Source organism: Cohnella thermotolerans DSM 17683 (assembly GCF_000429825.1).
Classification (GTDB): domain Bacteria; phylum Bacillota; class Bacilli; order Paenibacillales; family Paenibacillaceae; genus Cohnella; species Cohnella thermotolerans.
Genome location: NZ_AUCP01000042.1, coordinates 38,028 through 57,919, shown reverse-complemented (window position 1 = coordinate 57,919; position 19,892 = coordinate 38,028). Strand labels below are relative to the sequence as shown.

Here is a 19,892-nt window from a genome sequence, read left to right as displayed (position 1 = left end):
GCATGTAGTCCAGCACCAGACGCAGACGATCCAAGTCTCCAAGCGTTTGAATTTCATTCCACTCAAACAGTTTCAGTTGTGGTATAATAGCCATAGCAGGCGACCCCTCTCATAGTGAAAATTGTTTTCTCGTCAATTACAATTTTACCATGGATGGACTCGCCTGTTTACTATTTATTACCACATCGGGAGGCTGGGGTGGAATTTCGCTCCGCCTCTCTTTTTACGCCCATAGCCCCGCATTTTTCCGCTTGTTTTTGGGGTAAAATTTATTTTCGCTCATCTTTCAACCTTTGTCGCGTCCGGTTTCCCGGACATCGCAATTAGCTTGGGAAATTAAAAAGAGAAATCGGTAAGATCATTCGAGAACTGTGCGAGCGAAAAGGGGTGGAAATCGTTCAAGCAGAAGCTTGCCCGATCATATTCACATGCTGGTGAGTATTCCTCCGAAGCTTAGTGTGTCGGAGTTTATGGGATATCTGAAGGGAAAAAGCTCGCTGATGATCTTCGATAAGTTTGCAAATATGAAATATCGTTACGGTAATCGCCAATTCTGGTGTAGAGGGTATTACGTAGATACCGTGGGGAGAAACAGGAAGGTCATCGAGGAGTATATCCGAAACCAACTGGTGGAGGACAAGAATTATGAACAACTTACGATGAAGGAGCTAATCGACCCGTTTACGGGTGAGACGGTGAAAAAGGGCAAGTAAAAAGCCCCTTTTCAGGGGCAGCCTGAGGCAACACGCGGTTGGCAGATCTTCAGTGCGCCTTAGAGGCGCTTGATTGCACCATGCCCTTATAGGGCTTATGGAAGCCACCGGCTAAGCCGGTGGTTATGACTTTATCGCTTCCGAAGGCCGGCTTCGCCAATCCGCACTCTTCCCCACGGTCTTGCTGCTTCTTCCCTTGCAACGGACACACGATCCGTTATTTCCTGATTTTCCTCTCGTTTTCGTTTGTAACGGACGGAGCGTCCGTTATAGGGCGTGAAAACTCAAAAGTCGGAGCATTTCGGGGGTCATAGCGGAACGTGTGTCCGTTCAGACGGGGTTAAACCTGGTTTACCAGAGAATAACGGATTCCCTGTCCGTTAAGGCGCCAACTCCAAACCCTTGTTCCTTCGTGCATACCAGCCGCGTTCTCGTCGCACTTGTCGTTCAACGTTTCCGGAACCGGTGTCCAAACAGACGATCCGGGTCAACGGAGGCTACATCTAAGCCGCGCGTCTTGTGCATGGGTCGGCTCCCCCCTATAATGAAGAGACAATCGTTGCCATTACGGGGAGATAAGGAGGGGCCGACATGGAACTCGTCGTATCGGAGGCTGCCAGATCCTGCTTCAGGAGCGAATGGGGCTACACGGACGGAGATTGCGTGCGGATTTTCGTCCGGTACGTCAGCGGGGGGCAAGATCCTTACGGATTCGGCATCATGAAGGACGACCCGATGGACCCGGCCGTCAGGGTCGAGGACGATCGGCTGACCTTCTATATGGAGAGCAAGGATATCTGGTTTCTGGAACGGAAGAAGCTGACGATCGATTGCAGGGACGGCGATATCGTTTTTACCGTCGAAGCTTAACGTTGAACGTTGCAAAGCTCGGAGACTGCGTGGAAAAAACTGCGCGCTCTCCGAGTTTTTTTTCGTTGACAATATTTACGTATTCGCCTATATTTGAATTAAGATAATTTATTTTCATTAGATAATTATATTTAGTAAGTAATGAAGAGGAGGAACTTATCGTGGCAAAATCCAATTGGGTCGTAGACGTCGCCCACAGCGCAATCGAATTTTCCGTCAAGCACATCATGATCGCGAAAGTCAAAGGCACGTTCCATAACTTCGAGGCGCAAATCTCGGCCGATCCGGAAGATCTGACGACCGCCGACATTGCGTTCCAGATCGATCTGTCCAGCGTCGACACGCGCAACGGGGATCGCGACAACCACCTGAAGTCGGCGGACTTCTTCGACGTCGAGAACCATCCGAAGCTGCTGTTCAACGCTACCAAGATTGTAAGCAAAGGCGACGGCGAATATGACGTGACCGGCGACGTTACGCTGCACGGCGTTACCCGTTCCGAGACGTTCCATGTCAGCTTCGAAGGCATCGGCAAGGATCCTTGGGGCAACGAGAAGGTCGGCTTTAGCGCCACCGGCAGCCTGAAGCGCAGCGATTACGGCCTGACTTACAACGCCGTGCTGGAGACGGGCGGCGTGCTGATCGGCGACGAAGTGAAAGTATCGCTCGAGATCGAAGCGGCTAAAGCCTAATCGCCCAGAGCCTAAGCGTCCGTAGAAACGAAGAACCTCCGACTCCGCGTCGTGCGCGCAGCCGGAGGTTCTTTTTTTCAAGAACGGGCTTAATAATGTCTCGCCGTGTATCGGGTGCTCCAATAACCCGTGTTCAGGCTGGAGATGGTGACGCCCCTCTTCGGTATGTTGCTGATGAATTGGCCGTTGCCGATGTAGATGCCGACGTGATTGATCTGCCCCGGCGTATTGACGCTGAACATGACACGGTCGCCGATGGCGAGCCGGGACTTGCTCGGAACCGGGATGCCGAACCGCGTTTGCGCGCTGGCCCAAGGAATATTAACGCCGTGCTGGGCGAAGACGAATTGCGTGAACGAAGAGCAATCGAAGATCAGCCCGGACGGATTTCTTGCGCTGAACTGGCAGGTCACTTTGCCTATGTAGGATTTCGCCGTGTTCACGAACAGATGGCCGTTGGTCGCATAAATTTCCTGGGCGGAGGCGGGTGCTGGCATTGCGATGACCGTAGCGGAGCAGACAATCGACAAGGCGATAGACGAAGCTGAGATTATTTTTTTCATGCAATCACACATCCTTGGACCAAAGTTGGGACCTGAGCCCATGGGTAACTTTACATCATTTTGGCGAGAAAAACGTTAGTGGTAAGTTGTACAAAAAGTAAATAAATTACCGTTTTTTAAGTAGAATGGGTAATTAGTGATAAGTTGGGCCTATTATCCTAGATCGGCGATCTCATATCGGCCCGAAGGATGGCGGATGAAAAGCCGAAGTCGCCGCGGCTCTTTTTGATTCTTCAGTCTCAATCCGTTCCGAACTAGACCTTCGAACCTAATTTTCGCCGCTGCCATTTTGCAATCTTAAGTCCTAGTCCATTCTGCGGAAGAACTTGGTAAAATTGAATGTAGAAACTTGTCTTGCCAAGTCGAAACGGAGGGCGGAGCATGGAGCAATATTTGGGCAGGAAAGTGAAAGAGGATATCGTGAACGCGTACGGCGTAACGATCGTTCCCGCTCATTCGACCATCGATAGAGAAGTGTTGGAGCTCATCGTCAAGCATCGCGTCAACGAGCAGTCGATCGTGCTGGAGACGGACGAGGAGAAGCCGGAGCCGCAAGCGGCCGACGATCGCCGCATTGCGCAATGCGTCCGGCATTTGAAGGAACTGTACGAGAACATTCGCCTGTCGCGTAAAGTGCCCATCTGGGAAATCCGCAACGAAATTTTGCCGTTCGTCATCGAGGCGTCGGACACGCCCGACGTGTTCCAGCTGCTGGAGCGGGTGAAGGGCAAGGACGATTATACATACGAGCATCATATCGGGGTGGCGGTGCTGTCTTCCCTGATCGGCCGGTGGATGAATCTGGGCGAGACGGAGCTGTCGCTGCTGTCGCTCGCCGCCCTTCTCCACGATATCGGCAAAATCAAAATTCCCGACGAGCTGCTGATGAAGCCCGGGAAGCTGACCGAAGAAGAGATGAAGATCGTCCGCAAGCACACCGTGTACGGGTACGAGATGCTGAGGGAGACGAAGGGCGTCAATCACCGCGTCGCTCTCGTCGCCTTGCAGCATCACGAACGGGAAGGAGGCGGCGGGTATCCGTTCGGCCTCGGGAAGGACAAGATCGATCCGCTCAGCTCCATCGTGGCGGTGGCGGACGTGTTCCACGCGATGTCTTCCAAACGGCCTTACCGCGACCCGTATCCGTTCAACGAGCTCCTTCGCCAGATGCGCCAGGAGAAATTCGGCGGATTGAGTCCGCAGATCGTCACTTTGTTCCTCGACAATCTCTTCCGCCGTCTGGTCGGCCAACAAGTCGTGCTCACCGACGGCCGTTCGGGAGAGGTCGTCTATGTCAATCCGAACGCGCCGGAGCTTCCGCTCATTCGCATCGGCGGCGGCTTTATCGATTTGAGCCGGGAGCGGGAAGCCGAAATCGGCGCGATCGCGACCGGTTGAACGTTCGGAAGGCGCCCCGATGGGGGCGTCTTCTTTTTTGTCCCCCCTTCGCATAAATTGGGAGAGGCCCGCCTTACGGGCAAGCGTTCCGGAAGCCACGACGATAGGGGGGACGAACAGATGCGCCGCAGATGGGGAAGGCCTCTCGCGTTTCGTTGGAAGTGGAATCCTCCGGCCAAGACCAGAGGCTTCCGCGCCGCCCGCAGATGGACGCCGCGAATCCAGGCCCCGCCGCCGCGAAGCGCGGGGTTCGTCGCGCGCAAGCGGCGGTTCCCGCGCCGGCAGTCCGCTTACGCCCCGCAACCCCAGGGCTGGGTGGCCCGCCCGCGCAAACGGATGAAACGCCGCCATTTCTGGCTGCTTATGCTGCTTCTAATCGTGCTTGCGACCTTCCAGTCGCTGCTTTTTCTCGACAAATATTTGCGGGATCCGCTTATGTTCCTGGCCAAGGTTCGCATCACGCAGATTGCGACCGAAGCGGTCAATCAGGCGATGATGGACAATATCGCGAGCGGTGCGGACAGCAGCAAGATGGTTCAGTGGAAAACGAACGAAGCGGGGAAAATTACGGGGTTTCTGATCGATTACAAGGAGCAGATGAACATTACGGCGCAGACGATCAAAGTGGTGGAGCGGACGCTGCAGGAACAGGCCGGCTTGTACGAGAAAATACCGCTCGGCCACGCGCTCAACAGTCCGTTCATCTCCTCGATCGGGCCGAGCGTGTCGGTGCGCTTCCATCCGGCCAGCGCCGTGCAGGCGGAAGTGCGGACGCGCCAGTCGAGCGCGGGCATCAACATGCTGCTCGTCGAGGTGTACGTCCACATCAAGACGCAGATCGCCGTCGTCATCCCGTTCGATCAGGAGCCCAGCACGCTCGAGACGGACATTCCGCTCTCCTACATGATGGTCGTCGGCGACGTGCCCACGTACTATTACGACGGCAAAGGCAACCCGGTCGGCAACGGGGCCGCCCAAGCGCCGGCGCTCTCGCTGCCGGGCGCGGACCCGCAGCCGTCCGCTCCGGGGACGGCGTCGCATTGAGCGGGCTCGCCGGGAGCGCGGAGCGCGAGCCGCGAGTGGCGGGCGGGCCGCGGCTGAGCCGGCGAGCCGGAAGAAGCTGCCGGAGCGATCTCAGCCCCGGCAAGGACCTGCATCCGAACGTCGATATTCCATCCGAAGATTTCGCCTGCGGCCCGAGCTCGTTCCCGGCCAAAGCTGTTAGCGGCCATTTGCCCAACCGGTACGGCGCCTGGTTTACGGAGACGCAGAAGATCAGGTTGTTTATGAACATCGCCTGATCCTGCGGCGCGGAGTTCGAGGAACAACAGGCAGATGCCAGGAATGGAGGCAAGGGATATGGGAAAACGCAAAAAGGCGCTTGTAACCGGCGGCAGCCGGGGCATCGGCCGTGGCATCGCGATCGAATTCGCGAAGGCCGGCTACGACGTGACGATCGGGCATTGGCAGGACGGCGATCGGGCGGCCGAGACGGCGGAGCGCATCCGCTCCGGTTGGGGAGGCGAATGCCACGTCGTCGAAGCCGACCTCGCGGAAGCCGGCGCCGCCGAAGCGACGGCGTCGGCAGCGCTGCAAGCGATGGGACGCATCGATGTTCTCGTGAACAACGCGGGCATCTGCTTGTTCCACAGCATCGCCGAACAGCCGTTGGACGCGTTGGATCGGCTGATGCGCATTAACTTCCGGGCGCCGCTGCTGCTCATGAAGGAAGTATCGCGGCATATGATCGAGGCGGGAATAAGAGGCAGCTTGCTCAACATTACGTCGTCGCGGGCGGATCGGGCGTATCCGGGCGACGCGGTGTACGGCGGGCTGAAGGCGGGACTGAAGCGCGCCGCCGAATCCGCCGCATTGGATCTCGCGCCGCACGGCATCCGCGTCAACTGCGTTGCGCCCGGCGCCACGCTGATCCGGGAAGGCGCCGACCCGGCGGAAGGGCTGGGGCGCCGCATTCCGCTAGGCCGGATGGGCACGCCGGAGGACATGGGGCGCATTGCCGTCTGGCTCGCTTCGGAGCAAGCCGCCTACGTGACGGGCGTCAACCTGCGCGCGGACGGCGGCCTCATTCTGCCGGGAATGCCGGAGAATTCCGACCGCTGGTAAGCAAGCGATATTGGAGAGGAACAAGGAGAGGAAGCCACCGATGAGCACAATCACGATTCGCGATGTGAGAACGATTCTGACGGCACCGGAGGGCATCAACCTGGTCGTCGTCAAAGTGGAGACGTCCGAGCCCGGGCTGTACGGGCTCGGCTGCGCCACGTTTACCCAACGTTATCTGGCTGTGGCGACGGCGATCGAGGACTATTTGAAGCCGTTCCTCATCGGCAAAGACCCGCAGCGCATCGAAGACATCTGGCAGACGGCGATGGTCAGCTCCTATTGGCGCAACGGCCCCGTGCTGAACAACGCGCTCTCCGGCGTCGATATGGCGCTGTGGGATATCAAGGGCAAGCTGGCCGGACAGCCGGTCTACCAGCTGCTCGGCGGCAAGTGCCGGGAGGCGGCCGCCATTTACCGCCATGCGGACGGCCGCGACTTGGCGGAGATCGAGGAGAACGTCGCCGCGTTCATGGAGCAGGGCATCCGGTATATTCGCTGCCAGTGGGGCGGATATGGCGGCCGGAACGACTGCGTGACGCCGGAAGGCGCCCTGCCGGGAGCCTACTTCCATCCGGATGCTTACGCGCGCAGCGTGCCGAAGCTGTTCGACCGGATGAGAGAGCGGTTCGGCTTCGAGCTCGAGCTGCTGCACGACGTCCACGAGCGGCTGGCGCCGATCGAAGCGGTCCGGCTGGCCAAGCAGCTCGAACCGTACCGGCTGTTCTTCCTGGAAGACCCGCTGCCGCCGGAGCAGCTCGACGCTATCCGGATGATCCGCGCGCAGAGCGCAACCCCGATCGCGATGGGCGAGCTGTTCGTCCATCCGCGCGAATGGGTGCCGCTCATCTCCGGCGGCCTGATCGACTTTATCCGCGTGCACGTCAGCGCGATCGGGGGCATCACGCCGGCCCGGAAGCTGGCCGTGCTGAGCGAATCGTTCGGCGTGCGGACCGCCTGGCACGGTCCGGGCGACGTCTCGCCGGTCGGGCACGCGGCGAACCTGCATCTGGACCTTAACGCCGTCAACTTCGGCATCCAGGAGTGGTACGAATTGACCGACCGGCTGCGCGAGGTGTTCCCCGGCTGTCCGACGGTCCGCAACGGTTATGCCTACGTGAACGAAGCGCCGGGGCTCGGCATCGACATCGACGAGAAGCTCGCCGCCAAATATCCGTGCCGCAACGAGCTGCCGGAATGGACGCTCGCCCGTTTGCCGGACGGCGGGCCGGGACGGCCGTAAGCCAGGCGGAGGCGTCCGCGCGGGAGGGCCCGCTTTGGTAGAGCCGGGATGATATCCCCCAACAGGGCGCAATGCCGGCCCCCTTATCCCACAAACGCAGGGCCGATCCTTGGGCTTTCATCCCGAGGATCGGCCCTGCTAACGTTTTGAGTCTACCGCGTAAAAGCCCCATCCCCGAGTCGCGTAAACCAATTCTATCGAGCAACGCCGCCCACAAGTCCCGCTCGCCGAGCGCCCGATTCGGGAATGCTCCCGCCCCCTCCGCCTCTTCCATTTGCCCCTCTAAAAATAGAGCGCTTCCATCTAAAAAACGGGTGACTTGAGAGCGCTACCAATCGTGTTACGATGGAGTTGCAAATGCAAACGCAGCATACGCAAAACAAAAGGGAGGTTGATGAACCGCATGAGAAGATGGATGACAACGGGCGCCGCCATCCTGATCACGGCCTCGGTCGCGCTTGCAGGTTGTTCGCAAAGACCGGGCGGAACGGAGAAGAACGCCGGAAGCGACGTCCAAAACGGCAGTCAGACGCCGGCGAATACGAGCGCGAATAGCGGCGGCTCTTCAGGCGGCGAAAAAATCCGGCTCTCCGTTTACAGCACGATGAACGAACCGAAAAACCAGGAAATGATGAAAGGCATCGCTGCGGACTTTATGCAGGAAAACCCGGACATTCAAGTCGACTTTCAGTTCCCGGGCTCCGAGTACGAAAATATTTTGAAAGTCAAAATGGCCGCGAACGATTTGCCGGACGTATTCGACACCCACGGCTGGGCGGTGATCCGCTACGGGAACTATCTGGCGGATCTTAAAGACGAAGCATGGGCCCCGCAGCTCACCGACACCATCAAGCCTGTCGTAACCGGCAAAGACGGCAAAGTGAACGTCCTCGTCCTAAGCGAAGCGAAAGACGGCATTACGTACAACGCCGACATTCTGCAAAAATACGGCATCGAACCGCCGAAAACGTTCGAGGAGCTGATGGCGGCCGCCGAAAAAATGAAAACCGAGAGCAAAGGGGAAGTTTCCCCGTTCTACATGTCCGGCGTGGATAACGGCATGATCGGCCAATTCCTCGACCAGTATGCGACATCGCTGCTGATCAGCCCGGCTAACAACGAAGCCCAAAGCCTGCTCGACGGCACCTTCGACTGGAACAAATGGACGCCGCTTGCGCAAAGCCTGCTGGACCTGCAAACCAAAGGCTATATCAACAAAGACGTCCTGACGGCCAAGTACAGCGATATGCCGCAGCGGTTCGCGCAAGGCAAAGTGGCGTTCGTCATAGGTGGTCCCGCATTCGCGGACGATGTGTACAAAGTGAACTCGAACGTGAAAATCGGCTACATGCCGGTCACGCCGATGGTTGCGGGAGACGGCCAAAACTTCTCCGGCGGCGAGCGGTACACGATGGGAGCGTGGAAGGACGGCAAGCATTTGGCGGAAGCCAAGAAGTTGATCGCTTTCTTCGCGAAGCCGGAAAATATGTCGAAAATCGCAAATGCGACCAAGCTGCCCGCCGGTCTGAAAAATATCGAATCCAACCATGAGTTCTCGCCATATTACGAGCAGTTTGCCGATGTGCGCGTCTTCCCGTACTTCGATCGCGTCTACCTGCCGAACGGCATGTGGGATGTGATGTGCAAAACGGGTACCGCGCTTATTGCAGGAAACATAAAGCCGGAGGAGTTCTCCAAGAAGATGAAATCGGAGTACGAGCGTCTGCGCAAGCAATAAACCGGTCGAACGGGAGGGCGTCCCCCTCCCGTTTGGTCCGGAAACGCCCGAGGAGGTTTGCGACTATGGCCGAGCCGAATACGAGACCGCTGCATGACCCCTATCAGCTGCCGGCTCAAGGGAGCTATTTCAAACGGCTCGCCCGCAGCGGCGCGCCGCTTAACTTGCTGTATGCGCCGGCTCTCGTTCTGTTTGTCGTCTTTATCTTTTACCCGTTCCTGAGAGGAGTCCAAATATCGTTTACGAACTGGGACGGCTACAATCAGGATTTCAAATGGATCGGCGTCAGCAACTATGCCCGCATGCTGGACGATCCGGACATGGCGACGGTGTTCAAAAACACGTTCGTTTACGGGATCGGCAGTACGATTCTGCAGAACGTAATCGGCCTGCTTTACGCTCTCCTGCTCCATACGAACATCCGTCTGCGCGGCGTCGCCAGAACGGTGATCTATTTGCCCGTCATTATCAGCGCGCTCATTATGGGCTATATTTGGTACTTCTTCTTCCAATACGACGGCGGGGCGATCAACGACATTTTGCTGCTGTTCCGGGATCAGCCTTCGAATCTGCTCGGCGACCCGAAAGCCAACGTATGGGTCATTACGTTCGTCAACACGTTTCAATATTTGGGGATCGCAATGGTGCTGTTCCTCGCCGGCCTGCAGTCGATTCCCAAAGAGTATTACGAAGCCGCGACGATCGACGGCGCGGGGCCGATCGCGCGCTTCTTCCGCGTGACATGGCCTTTGCTGGCACCGTCTTTTACCGTCAGCATGGTGCTCAATCTGATCGGCGGCCTGAAGCTGTTCGACGTCATAACGGCGATGACGAACAGCGGTCCGGGGTATGCGTCCGCATCGCTCTCCACGATGATGTACCTGCTTTACTTCGGCCGTGAAGACGCGGGGTACGCGGCTGCGATCGGCGTGCTGATGTTCGTCCTTATCTCCGTGGTCAGCATTTCGGCTCTGATCTTGCTAAGGAGACGGGAGGTAACGTCATGACGGTCAGAAGCAAAACCTTGTGGCTTGCCCTCGCAGCCGCCCTCATTTGTTTGCTTCATCTTTTGCCGTTCTATATCTTGATCACGACCTCGTTTAAAGCGAGCGGCGATTTGAGCTCGAAGTGGGTGATGCCGGGCTACCTCTATCTGGACAACTTCGTAAACGCTTGGCGCGAAGCCCGTCTGCCCGTCGCCTTCCGGAACAATATCATCGTCACGGCGCTGTCCGTCCTCCTGATCGTTCTGACCGGTTCGGTCGCCGCCTATCCGCTGGCCCGCCGCCAAACGGGCTGGAACAAGTTCATGTATGCGCTGTTCGTGTCGGCCTTGATCGTGCCGCCGCTTACCATTTTGGTGCCTCTCTACAAATACATGGTCGATATCGGCGGCATGAATACGTACTGGGGCATCGTCCTGCTGCATGTGACGTTCAACCTGCCGATGACGATTTTCCTCTATACCGGATTTATCGGCACGATTCCCCGTGATTTGGACGAAGCGTCGATGATCGACGGCGCCGACCGGCTCGGTTTGTTTTACCGGATTCTGTTGCCGCTGCTGAAGCCGATTACCGCGACGGTCGTCATTTTGACCGGGGTAGCGGTGTGGAACGACTATCAGTTCTCCGTTTTTTTCCTCCAAAAACAGGAGCTGCGCACCTTTACGGTCGCGTTGTCCAGCTTCTTCGGCTCGTACACGAACGAGATCGGCTGGGTAGCCGCAGGTTCGCTGATCGGCGCGCTGCCGATGGTTGCGGTCTACTTGTTCCTGCAGCGTTACTTCATTACGGGACTTTCGTCCGGTGCCGTAAAAGGATAGTTTGGAAGCTTTTGCGGGAGAACGCCCATCCGTTACGATGGGGAAAAGGGATACGTCCGTTCATGACAAGGAGGGCGCATGCTTCAATCAATCCGGTTCAAGCTGTCGATGCTCTTTCTCGCTACGGTAGTCCTGCCCGTCGCCGCGCTCGTCGTCACGCTTCCTTCCTATTATCAGAAGCTGGTCACGAAGCAGGCGTCCTCGCTTACCGAGGGCACGCTGACCGCGCTGACGTTCGAAATCGAGACGTATATGGACGATTTGGACCGGATGACGATCGCCCCTTATTTGAACGATGAAGTGATGAGGGCGCTTAAAGAAAAATCGTCGTACCAATGGAATTTGCTTACGCCTTACGAGCAGTGGTACGCGGATCAGCAGCTCTATGCGACGCTGCCGAAATATTTGAAAAATTTGCGCCAGGACATTCTGGGCACGATCCTGCTGCCGATGGACGGGACTGTCTACGTGACCTCGCCGAACGGTTACGTGAACCAGGCGGTGGCAGGATTTCCGTTCGATAAGCAGGATTGGTATATCGAAGCGCTGAAGGCGGACGGCAAGGTCGCGTTCATTAGCGCGCATGCGCAAAATTACTTGGTGAGCGGCGGAGAAGAGGTTTTCTCCGTGGCCCGGCTGATCAAGGATCCCGATTCGCAGCGGCCGCTCGGCGTCATCATGGCCGATGCGGATACGGTTGTTCTGGAACGGATGATCAGCGGCATCAAGCCGACATCCGGATCGATCGCGGCCATTCTGGACGACAAGAAAAAGTTGATTTACGCCAGCAGCCCGCTGTCTGACGGCATGCTGCGCCAATTGGCGGCGGGGCAGACGACGGTCCGCGATTCGAACGACCGTTATTCGGTCGTAAGCAAGGCGGTCAGCCGGTCCAACTGGGAGATCGTCGTGCTTTTCCCCGAATCGGTCATCAACAGCCAGCTCAGGCGAATTTATTGGGTCGGTTTTTATTTTCTCGTATCCGGCCTCGTGATTGTGTTTCTGCTCTATTTCACCGTATCGCGCTGGCTGACGAATCCGTTCAAGAACATGGTGCGCGTCATGAAAAGAGTGCAGCGCGGCGATCTGAAGACGTTCTATCCGGTACGGGGCAAAGACGAGGTCGCCCAGCTCGGCAGCCACCTGAATACGATGATTTCCCGGCTCGGAGAGCTGATCGACCGTGAATTTCGCGCGGAGCTGAGCAGGCGGAACGCCGAATTCCGGGCGCTGCAGGCGCAAATTCAGCCGCACTTTCTGTACAACACGTTAAACTGCTTTATCGGGTTGAACCGGACGGGTCAAACCGTCTTGCTCGAGAGGGCCATTTTGTCGCTCGGCGGCATGCTGCGGTACTCGCTCGGGCGCAACGATACGGTGACGCTTAAGGAAGAACTCGATTTTATCGCCAACTATTGCGAGCTGCAGCAGATTCGATTCGCGGATAAGCTCGAGTTCCGAATCGATTGCGATCCGGGCACGGCCAAAACGCCGATCCCGAAGCTGCTGCTTCAGCCGCTCGTCGAGAATGCGGTCATCCACGGCGTCGAACCGAGCGGCACGCCCTGCACGCTCGCCGTGGCGGCGTCGTTCGAGCCGATGGGCGAAGACGATTCCTGCATCGAGATCCGCATTTCCGACAACGGAGCCGGGTTCGATCCGGGTCGCGCGCGAAGCGGCATCGGGATGACCAACGTTCGGGAACGGCTGAAATTCGCTTACAAGAGGGCGCAATTGCACGTCCATTCGGCTGCAGGCGGCGGAACGCTCGTCCGCATTCAAATTCCGGTGAAGGATGTGAGCGGGAAGTGAAACTGGTTATCGCCGATGACGAAAGCCTCGTCAGAGTCAGCTTGACCATGATGATCAAGGAGATGGAGGCGGCGTGGCAAATCGTCGGCGAAGCGACGAACGGCGAGGAACTGCTTGAACGGGTAGCCGAGCATAAGCCGGACATCGCCATCGTGGACATCCGCATGCCGAAGATGGACGGACTGGAAGCGATCCGTCAAGGCAGAGCGTTATCCCCCTTGACCCGATGGATTCTATTGAGCGGTTTCTCCGATTTCGAGTATGCGCATCAGGCGTTAAAGCTGGGCGTTTCGGAATATTTGCTGAAGCCGGTCGCTCCGGCGGAATTGGAGAAGACGCTGCTGCACATTTACAGGGACAATAAAGAATATATCGGCTTGCTTAACCAACAGTTCGAGAACAACGTATTTGCGCTGTGCAACGGCCTTACCTCGCTCAAGAACGAGGAACGGAGCGGCGTGTTTTTCCGCGGCCGGTTCACGGGCTGGATATTCGTCATGGACGCTCCGCAGCTTCCCGGCCGCGTAACCGCGCTGGAACGCGAATTTTACGACGAGCTGCGCCGGCTTGCCGACGGACACATCGTATACGGGATGAATGCTGCGCTGCTCTCTCTGCCATCCGGAGCGCTCGCCGCCGTGGCGGCATGGGATCCGGAGACGGGGCGAGCGGGCGAGGATCACGTTAGCCGTTTCTTCGGCAAGGTGAAGGAAGCGGCGGATAAACGGTGCGGCGAAGAAACGATGATGACTGTGCTGAAGACGGAAGAGTGCGCGGGTTTTGAAGCGATGAACGAACAACTGCAGCAGTTGATGCAATGGACGGAAGCTCGGGCGCTGTGCGGCATCGGCCGGATTCTGTCCTATTCGGAAGTGGCGCAAGGCGCACGCGATCCGGATAAGCTGGAGGCGAGCCGGCTGCTCTCCTCCATTGCGGCATGCTTTCAGAACCGCATGTATTTGCAGGCGGAGCAGGCGATCGGCAGTCTGGAGACGCTGGCGGCGAAATCCGGCCTTGCCGACAAACCGTGCATGCGGCAAGCCGCCCGCCTGTTTTTGCGCTATGCGATCGGGCTCGATCTGCCGGGGGAAGCCCCGGCCTCGCAAACCGCAAGAGAACTTCGCACGTTCAGGGAACGCGCGCTGCGGGAGGCGAGAGAGCCGGTGCCGGCCAATCTTGCGGACCAGGTTATTCAATATGTCGAGCAGCATTACATGGACGACATCGGCATCGGACAAATGGCGAGCGAGCTGAATGTGTCGGTCGCTTACTTAAGCACGTTGTTCCACAAGAAAACGGGCATCACGTTCGTGAAATATTTGACGCGCATCCGCATGCACAAAGCGAAGGAGCTGCTGCTGTACACCAACCTGCAAATCAAGCAGGTCGCGGAGCGAGTCGGTTATTACAGCACGCGCCATTTCACGAAACTGTTTACGGAGATGTTCGGGAAGTATCCCTCGGAAATCCGCAAAATCGGGCAGCAGGGCTCCCCTCAACGGAACGCGTGACGCCCGGTTCAAATTCGGAGGAAGCTTCAGCCAATCGGCTTGAAGCTTATTTGTTTTGTTCGGAGAAAACGCCTGTATTCGTGTGATAAAACCTAACTCAATCAAGACGTATCTTTGCTGAAAATTGTTCCGAACCCAACTGAAATCGCTTATTTTTGTGCCCTATCACAAGGATCAACCGCAAACGCGTCAACTACATTGACACATCTGGATGGGGCGTTTTACGATCGGGGTGAGTTTGATGCGTCGCTTCCATAAAACTTTAGGAGAACCGAGCCGATGGCCCAAGAAGTCGAAACGGAGATTTACAAGGCGATCAAGCAAGCGATTATCGAGCAGAAGCTGCGGCCCGGCATGCAGCTCGTGGAGGAAGTGATCGCCGAGTCGTTCGGCGTCAGCCGGACCCCGGTTCGCGGCGTCTTTCGCCGGTTGGCGAGCGAGAAGCTCGTCTCGATCATCCCCTACAAGGGCGCGTTCGTCGCTTGTCCGACGGTGCTCGAGGCGATGGAAGTGTTCGAGATGCGAAGGGTGATCGAGGCGGCGGCCGTCCGCAACGTTTGCCGGACGCTGACCGATCCGCAGTACGATGTGCTGAAGAAGCTGCTGGCGGAGGAGGAGGAATCCCAGAAGCGGGGCGACTTGTTCGGCGCGATTCAGGTGACGGGCGACTTCCATCTGCGGATCGCCGAATTCTCGGGCAATTCGTACTTCTATCGCTGCCTGGAAGAGCTGCTGTCTTTGACCTACGTCATTATGGCGTTGTACGGGGAACAGAAGGTGAAGTGCTGCCAGGACCACGAGCGGATTCTCGCCGCGATTCGGGAGCGGGACTTAGGTGCGGCCGAGCGCTTGACGCTGGAGCATTTGCGGGAGCTGGAGGAGACGCTGGATTTCGGGAGGGCGCAGGACAGCCCGAAGTCGCTCGCCGACATTTTCCGGCCGGAGAGGCTGATCGGATCCCGGGAGTAGGCATCCGTTTTTGTGCCGGCGATTGTATACAATTTTGTATCCCATTCGGTTGTGAACTTTACGAAAAAGCGAGGCGAGACTATGAAGCTGACCGTGGATCGGGTCGGAAAAAGCTACGGAGACCGAATCGTTCTCAAAGACGTGAATTTGACCGTGAACGAGCACGAATTCATCTGCATTCTGGGCCACAGCGGCTGCGGCAAATCGACGCTGCTGAACATGGTGGCCGGCTATCTGCTCCCCGACGAGGGGGAGATCCGGGTGGACGGCCAGCCGGTGCGCGGACCGTCCAAGGCGAGGGGAATGGTGTTCCAGGATCACGCGCTTTTCCCGTGGTACACCGTTCTGCAGAACGTCGCCTTCGGACCGGAGGTGCAGGGCGTGCCCAAGCGCAAAGCGCGGGAGACGGCGGAGCGCTTCCTCCGTCTGGTCGGGCTGGAGGCGTACGCGTCCCATTACCCGGCCGAGCTGTCCGGCGGCATGAAGCAGCGGGTCGGCATCGCCCGGGCGCTCGCGAGCAGTCCCGACATTTTGCTCATGGATGAGCCTTTCGGCGCGCTGGACATTTTGACGAGGGACATGATGCAGAGAGAGCTTCGTCGAATCTATGAAAAGCTGCGGCCGACGATTCTATTCGTCACCCACAGCATCAGCGAAGCGGTCTATTTGGCGGACCGGGTCGTCGTCATGAAGCATGGCGCCGTCGCCGAGGTGTTCGAGATCGGCATCGCCCATCCGCGGTCGTACGAGTCGCCCGGCTTCGGGGAAGCGATGGCCCGCATCGAACGGCTGCTGATGGACGGCGCGGGGGAGGTGCCGGCATGAGCGAGCTTCCCGCAACCGTCGCCGAAGAAGCCGAATCGCCCGCCCCGCTCAAGCTGGCCGCTCCCGCTGCGAAGCGCAAGCCCGTCAAAGCCGGCGCCCGGAGGCAATGGAACTGGATTCCTTACGTGCTGTTTTTCGCGGTGTGGGAAATGTTCTCCCGGCTGAACGAACAAGCGGCGTTGTTCAATCCGCTGTTCCTTCCGGCGCCGTCGACGCTTGTGAGCGACGGATGGGATCTGGCGAAGACCGGCATCATCGCGGACAGTCTGATCGCAAGCTCGATCCGCATCGTGCTGGGCTTCCTGATCGGCTCGTGCGCGGCCGTCCTGCTGGCGGTGCTCATGAGCAAATTCCGGCGGCTGGAGCAATGGTTCGCCCCCGTTCTTACGTTGGTCAGCCCGATTCCGGCGCTCGCGCTGCTGCCGCTGTTCATCATCTGGTTCGGCATCGGCGAATTTCCGAAGGTGCTGCTCATCGCCTGGACGACCTTCGTTCCGGTGCTCGTCAACACGCTCGAAGGCTTCAAGTCCGTCCCGTCGACGCTTATCCGCTCGGCGCTCAGCCTGGGCGCTTCGGAACGGCAGATTTTCGCCCGGGTGCTGATCCCGTCCGCGGTTCCCAACCTGCTCATCGGCGCGCACATCAGCCTGGGGCTGTCGTTCTCCGCCTTGATCGTCGCGGAGATGATGGGGGCAGACTCCGGCCTCGGCTACATTATTGTGGACGCCCGGAACTACTTCAAGATTACCAATATGTTCGTTGCCATCATTCTGATTGGCATGGAATACAGCTTGTTCTCCTTCCTGCTGAAGCTGCTGGAGAGGAGGGTGCTCGCTTGGCGCAAGGGCGGCATGGGAGCTGCCGTCGAGAAAGGCAAGACCAGATAAACAGAAACCATGTGGAGGGAAACGAATGAAAAGGAAAAGTCGGGTTCAAACGCTGTTTATCGTCGCTATCCTGTTGATGATATTGCCGGCATGCGGCAGCAACAACCATTCGAATGCCGGAAGCTCGCCGTCGGCGTCATCGTCCGAATCCCAGGCCGCGCCGGCTTCGCCTTCGGCGTCCGCTTCCGAATCCGCTTCGCCGTTCGCCGCGGACGCCAAGCCGGAGACGACGGAAGTGACCTTGATCGGCGTACGGGACGCGCAAATCTCGTCGCAGCAGATTATCGCCGACAAGCTGGGCTATTTCAAGGAAGAAGGCCTCAACGTCACGAGCAAGCTGATCGAGAGCGGCCCGGACATCGGACCGATGGTTTCCGGCGGCAGCGCGCCCGTCAGCATTCAGACGAACTTCATGGACATCATCCTCAAATCGAACGGCATCGGGGTGAAAATCGTCGCTCCGCTGGCGCAAATCGCGGGAACGCAGGCGGTCGTAGGCGCGAAAGATTTGAAGCTGACGAGCGCCAAGGACCTCGAAGGCAAAACGATCGGCATCCCGAACGGCGCCGACGTCAAAATCGCCATCGACAATATGGGCAAGGAACTGGGCGTCGACATCGGCAAAATCAAATTCGTCAACCTGGCGCCGAGCGACGCGGTCGTCGCGCTGCAGAAAGGCGACATCGACGCCATGGCGTGCTGGGAGCCGTTCGTTACGAAGGCGATCCAGGCCGGAGGCAAGTTCCTGTTCAGCGGAACGAAGAGCGAGCTGCCGGATAAGCAGGGGCCGGTCAACTGGATGAGCGTCCATACGACGATGCAGGTGACGGATTCGTATCTCGAGAAAAACCCGAACACGGTCAAGGCCGTTCTCGCCGCGCTGAGGAAAGCGACGGACTACATCAATACGAATCGCGACGAGGCGATCAAAATTTTGGCGCCGGAGCTGCATCTGAGCGAAGCGGAGCTGAAGGAGATCATGAACCGTAACGTCTACTCCATGGACGTGGACGACACGTACGTGAACGGCAGCAACGGTCCGGCGGTCGGGGAGTACCTGAAGTCGGTTGGCAACATCAAGACGATTCCGGATCCCGCCTCCTATCACGACCTTAGCTTGCTGAAGGCGGTCGACGCCTCGCTCATCAAGGCGGAAATCAAATAAGACGAAGATCGAAGCAAGGAAGGCCGGGTCTGATCTATACCTCGGACCCGGCTTTCGCATACCTTCCGAATGGGAAAGGGGAGCCGCGTTATGAGCCTGATGGATCTTGTCATACGCAATGGAAGCGTCGTTCTGCCGGACGAGGTACGCCGGACGGATATCGGCATTAAGGACGGCCGGATCGTTCGGCTCGGCACGATCGCGGAGATCGAAGCAGCGGAAGCGATCGACGCGGAAGGGCTGCACGTCATGGCCGGCATGATCGACGTTCACGTCCATCTGAACGAGCCGGGTCTTGGAGATTGGGAAGGGTTCGAGAGCGGCTCCGCCGCGCTCGCGGCCGGGGGATGCACGACGTATCTCGATATGCCGCTGAACGGAATTCCGCCGACCGTTACGGTTCGCGCGCTTCAAATGAAGCTGGAGGCGGCGAAGGGGCGGTCGCTCGTCGATTTCGGCTGCTGGGGCGGGCTGATGCCCGGCCATCTGGACGATTTGGAGCCGCTGAGCGAGGCGGGCGTCGTCGGCTTCAAAGCGTTCATGTCCGCGCCGGGCGATCCCGGCGAAGAGGCGTTCCGCAACGTCGACGACGCGACGCTGTTCGAAGGCATGAAGCGGATCGCCAAGCTGGGAAGGGTGCTGGCGCTGCATGCGGAGAGCGAGCCGATCGTCTCCCGGCTGGCCGCGAGCATGCGGACGCAAGGGGCGACGAAGGCCGCCGACTATTCGGCGTCGCGGCCGATCGAAGCCGAGCTCGACGCGGTGCGCCGGGCGCTGGGCTACGCGCGCGAGACGGGCTGTTCGCTCCACTTCGTGCACATCAGCAGCGAAGCGGCCGTTGCGGCCATTGAGGCGGCCAAAGCGGACGGCCTGGACGTGACCTTGGAGACGTGTCCGCACTATTTGACGCTGACCGAAGACGATCTGGAGCGGATAGGGCCCGTCGCCAAATGCGCGCCTCCTTTGCGGAGCGGAGCCGAGATGGAGAAGCTGTGGACATGCCTAAAGGCGGGGCGCATCGACATGATCGCCTCGGACCATTCTCCCTGTCCGGCGTCCATGAAGGCGACGGACGACCTGTTCGAGGCGTGGGGCGGCATCTCCGGCGCGCAAAGCTCGCTCGAGCTGATGCTCGACGAAGGCTTCGCGAAGAGGGGAGTGCCGCTGCCGCAGCTCAGCCGTTTGCTCTCGTACGAGCCGGCCCGGCGCTTCGGCTTGCACCCGCGCAAGGGCGAGATCGCGCCGGGAGCCGATGCGGATCTCGTGCTCGTCCGCCTTCATGCGCCGTATCGATTGGAGGCCGAACAGCTTTTGTACCGCCACAAGATAAGCCCTTATGTCGGGAGGAGCTTCTCCTGCCAAGTCGTCTCGACTTACAGCAGAGGGCGGCTCGTTTACGAGCGGGGCTCGGGCGTCCGGTCCCTTCCGTCCGGCGAATGGATCGGGACGAGTCCGAGCGGAGCGAAGGCCGGAAACACCGCTTTATAAGCAAAAACGCCTTTGGCGTCTTTGGACGACGAAGAAGCTTGGCCGAAAGAACGGTTAAGAGCGTTCGTTCCC

Annotated in this window: 18 protein-coding genes and 1 pseudogene; 18 read left to right on the top strand and 1 reads right to left on the bottom strand. The window is 58.5% G+C overall.

The features are described from left to right. Nucleotides 1-330 precede the first annotated feature (330 nt). The 3 genes and pseudogenes from tnpA to G485_RS0108510 all read left to right on the top strand — a co-directional run. Nucleotides 331-713, top strand: a pseudogene (gene tnpA, locus G485_RS25670) (IS200/IS605 family transposase); the annotation flags it as partial. Between the two features lie 591 nt (nt 714-1,304). Beyond that, entirely contained in the window at nt 1,305-1,583 is a 279-nt protein-coding gene (locus G485_RS0108515; RefSeq protein WP_027092216.1) for a HesB/YadR/YfhF family protein, read from the top strand. A 161-nt stretch (nt 1,584-1,744) separates the two neighbouring features. Beyond that, nucleotides 1,745-2,275, top strand: a complete 531-nt coding sequence (locus G485_RS0108510) for a YceI family protein (protein ID WP_027092215.1) — start codon at nt 1,745-1,747, stop codon at nt 2,273-2,275. 89 nt (nt 2,276-2,364) lie between these two features. On the opposite strand, the gene G485_RS0108505 is transcribed toward G485_RS0108510, so the two are convergent. Next, nucleotides 2,365-2,838 (bottom strand): C40 family peptidase, encoded by a 474-nt coding sequence (locus tag G485_RS0108505; protein ID WP_027092214.1) that lies wholly within the window; start codon nt 2,836-2,838, stop codon nt 2,365-2,367. A 381-nt stretch (nt 2,839-3,219) separates the two neighbouring features. On the opposite strand from G485_RS0108505, the gene G485_RS0108500 reads away from it, so the two are divergent. The 15 genes from G485_RS0108500 to G485_RS0108430 all read left to right on the top strand — a co-directional run bounded on the left by G485_RS0108500 (nt 3,220) and on the right by G485_RS0108430 (nt 19,820). Continuing rightward, nucleotides 3,220-4,236: an HD-GYP domain-containing protein gene (locus tag G485_RS0108500; protein WP_027092213.1), complete on the top strand. Its 1,017-nt coding sequence runs from the start codon at nt 3,220-3,222 to the stop codon at nt 4,234-4,236. Nucleotides 4,237-4,356: 120 nt separating this feature from the next. Beyond that, nucleotides 4,357-5,280 (top strand): sporulation protein YunB, encoded by a 924-nt coding sequence (gene yunB / locus G485_RS25665; RefSeq protein ID WP_051318116.1) that lies wholly within the window; start codon nt 4,357-4,359, stop codon nt 5,278-5,280. After that, on the top strand, nt 5,277-5,537 hold the full coding sequence (locus G485_RS0108490) for a hypothetical protein (RefSeq protein WP_027092212.1): 261 nt from the start codon (nt 5,277-5,279) through the stop codon (nt 5,535-5,537). The genes yunB and G485_RS0108490 overlap by 4 nt, the downstream gene beginning before the upstream one ends. A gap of 58 nt (nt 5,538-5,595) precedes the next feature. Next, nucleotides 5,596-6,360, top strand: a complete 765-nt coding sequence (locus tag G485_RS0108485; RefSeq protein WP_240489100.1) for an SDR family NAD(P)-dependent oxidoreductase — start codon at nt 5,596-5,598, stop codon at nt 6,358-6,360. A gap of 40 nt (nt 6,361-6,400) precedes the next feature. Beyond that, nucleotides 6,401-7,600: an enolase C-terminal domain-like protein gene (locus G485_RS0108480; protein ID WP_027092210.1), complete on the top strand. Its 1,200-nt coding sequence runs from the start codon at nt 6,401-6,403 to the stop codon at nt 7,598-7,600. Nucleotides 7,601-8,003: 403 nt separating this feature from the next. Next, on the top strand, nt 8,004-9,338 hold the full coding sequence (locus G485_RS0108475; protein ID WP_027092209.1) for an ABC transporter substrate-binding protein: 1,335 nt from the start codon (nt 8,004-8,006) through the stop codon (nt 9,336-9,338). A 65-nt stretch (nt 9,339-9,403) separates the two neighbouring features. Next, nucleotides 9,404-10,345, top strand: coding sequence for a carbohydrate ABC transporter permease (locus G485_RS0108470; protein WP_051318115.1), 942 nt, complete (start codon nt 9,404-9,406; stop codon nt 10,343-10,345). Further along, nucleotides 10,342-11,163 carry a carbohydrate ABC transporter permease gene (locus tag G485_RS0108465; RefSeq protein WP_035155330.1) on the top strand — a complete coding sequence of 274 codons (822 nt, stop codon included), beginning with the start codon at nt 10,342-10,344 and terminating at the stop codon, nt 11,161-11,163. The genes G485_RS0108470 and G485_RS0108465 overlap by 4 nt, the downstream gene beginning before the upstream one ends. Nucleotides 11,164-11,241: 78 nt before the next feature. Further along, nucleotides 11,242-12,975 carry a cache domain-containing sensor histidine kinase gene (locus tag G485_RS0108460; RefSeq protein ID WP_027092206.1) on the top strand — a complete coding sequence of 578 codons (1,734 nt, stop codon included), beginning with the start codon at nt 11,242-11,244 and terminating at the stop codon, nt 12,973-12,975. Continuing rightward, a complete protein-coding gene (locus G485_RS28285) occupies nt 12,972-14,486 on the top strand; it encodes a response regulator transcription factor (RefSeq protein ID WP_051318114.1) in 1,515 nt (504 codons plus the stop codon). The genes G485_RS0108460 and G485_RS28285 overlap by 4 nt, the downstream gene beginning before the upstream one ends. Nucleotides 14,487-14,765: 279 nt before the next feature. Next, entirely contained in the window at nt 14,766-15,455 is a 690-nt protein-coding gene (locus G485_RS0108450) for a GntR family transcriptional regulator (protein ID WP_027092205.1), read from the top strand. 81 nt (nt 15,456-15,536) lie between these two features. After that, the gene (locus G485_RS0108445; protein ID WP_027092204.1) at nt 15,537-16,280 is read left to right on the top strand and encodes an ABC transporter ATP-binding protein; all 744 of its coding nucleotides are present in this window, start codon (nt 15,537-15,539) and stop codon (nt 16,278-16,280) included. After that, entirely contained in the window at nt 16,277-17,167 is an 891-nt protein-coding gene (locus G485_RS0108440; protein WP_027092203.1) for an ABC transporter permease, read from the top strand. The genes G485_RS0108445 and G485_RS0108440 overlap by 4 nt, the downstream gene beginning before the upstream one ends. A gap of 25 nt (nt 17,168-17,192) precedes the next feature. Further along, the gene (locus tag G485_RS0108435; RefSeq protein WP_027092202.1) at nt 17,193-18,332 is read left to right on the top strand and encodes an ABC transporter substrate-binding protein; all 1,140 of its coding nucleotides are present in this window, start codon (nt 17,193-17,195) and stop codon (nt 18,330-18,332) included. Between the two features lie 90 nt (nt 18,333-18,422). After that, nucleotides 18,423-19,820, top strand: coding sequence for an allantoinase (locus G485_RS0108430; protein ID WP_027092201.1), 1,398 nt, complete (start codon nt 18,423-18,425; stop codon nt 19,818-19,820). Nucleotides 19,821-19,892 lie beyond the last annotated feature (72 nt).

Excerpts from the sequence above, each read along its gene's own strand:
- G485_RS0108515 (WP_027092216.1), top strand. The coding sequence starts at position 1,305 with ATGGAACTCGTCGTATCGGAGGCTGCCAGATCCTGCTTCAGGAGCGAA.
- G485_RS0108505 (WP_027092214.1), bottom strand. The coding sequence starts at position 2,838 with ATGAAAAAAATAATCTCAGCTTCGTCTATCGCCTTGTCGATTGTCTGC.
- G485_RS0108500 (WP_027092213.1), top strand. The coding sequence starts at position 3,220 with ATGGAGCAATATTTGGGCAGGAAAGTGAAAGAGGATATCGTGAACGCG.
- yunB (WP_051318116.1), top strand. The coding sequence starts at position 4,357 with ATGCGCCGCAGATGGGGAAGGCCTCTCGCGTTTCGTTGGAAGTGGAAT.
- G485_RS0108485 (WP_240489100.1), top strand. The coding sequence starts at position 5,596 with ATGGGAAAACGCAAAAAGGCGCTTGTAACCGGCGGCAGCCGGGGCATC.
- G485_RS0108480 (WP_027092210.1), top strand. The coding sequence starts at position 6,401 with ATGAGCACAATCACGATTCGCGATGTGAGAACGATTCTGACGGCACCG.
- G485_RS0108475 (WP_027092209.1), top strand. The coding sequence starts at position 8,004 with ATGAGAAGATGGATGACAACGGGCGCCGCCATCCTGATCACGGCCTCG.
- G485_RS0108470 (WP_051318115.1), top strand. The coding sequence starts at position 9,404 with ATGGCCGAGCCGAATACGAGACCGCTGCATGACCCCTATCAGCTGCCG.
- G485_RS0108465 (WP_035155330.1), top strand. The coding sequence starts at position 10,342 with ATGACGGTCAGAAGCAAAACCTTGTGGCTTGCCCTCGCAGCCGCCCTC.
- G485_RS0108460 (WP_027092206.1), top strand. The coding sequence starts at position 11,242 with ATGCTTCAATCAATCCGGTTCAAGCTGTCGATGCTCTTTCTCGCTACG.
- G485_RS0108450 (WP_027092205.1), top strand. The coding sequence starts at position 14,766 with ATGGCCCAAGAAGTCGAAACGGAGATTTACAAGGCGATCAAGCAAGCG.
- G485_RS0108445 (WP_027092204.1), top strand. The coding sequence starts at position 15,537 with ATGAAGCTGACCGTGGATCGGGTCGGAAAAAGCTACGGAGACCGAATC.
- G485_RS0108440 (WP_027092203.1), top strand. The coding sequence starts at position 16,277 with ATGAGCGAGCTTCCCGCAACCGTCGCCGAAGAAGCCGAATCGCCCGCC.
- G485_RS0108435 (WP_027092202.1), top strand. The coding sequence starts at position 17,193 with ATGAAAAGGAAAAGTCGGGTTCAAACGCTGTTTATCGTCGCTATCCTG.
- G485_RS0108430 (WP_027092201.1), top strand. The coding sequence starts at position 18,423 with ATGAGCCTGATGGATCTTGTCATACGCAATGGAAGCGTCGTTCTGCCG.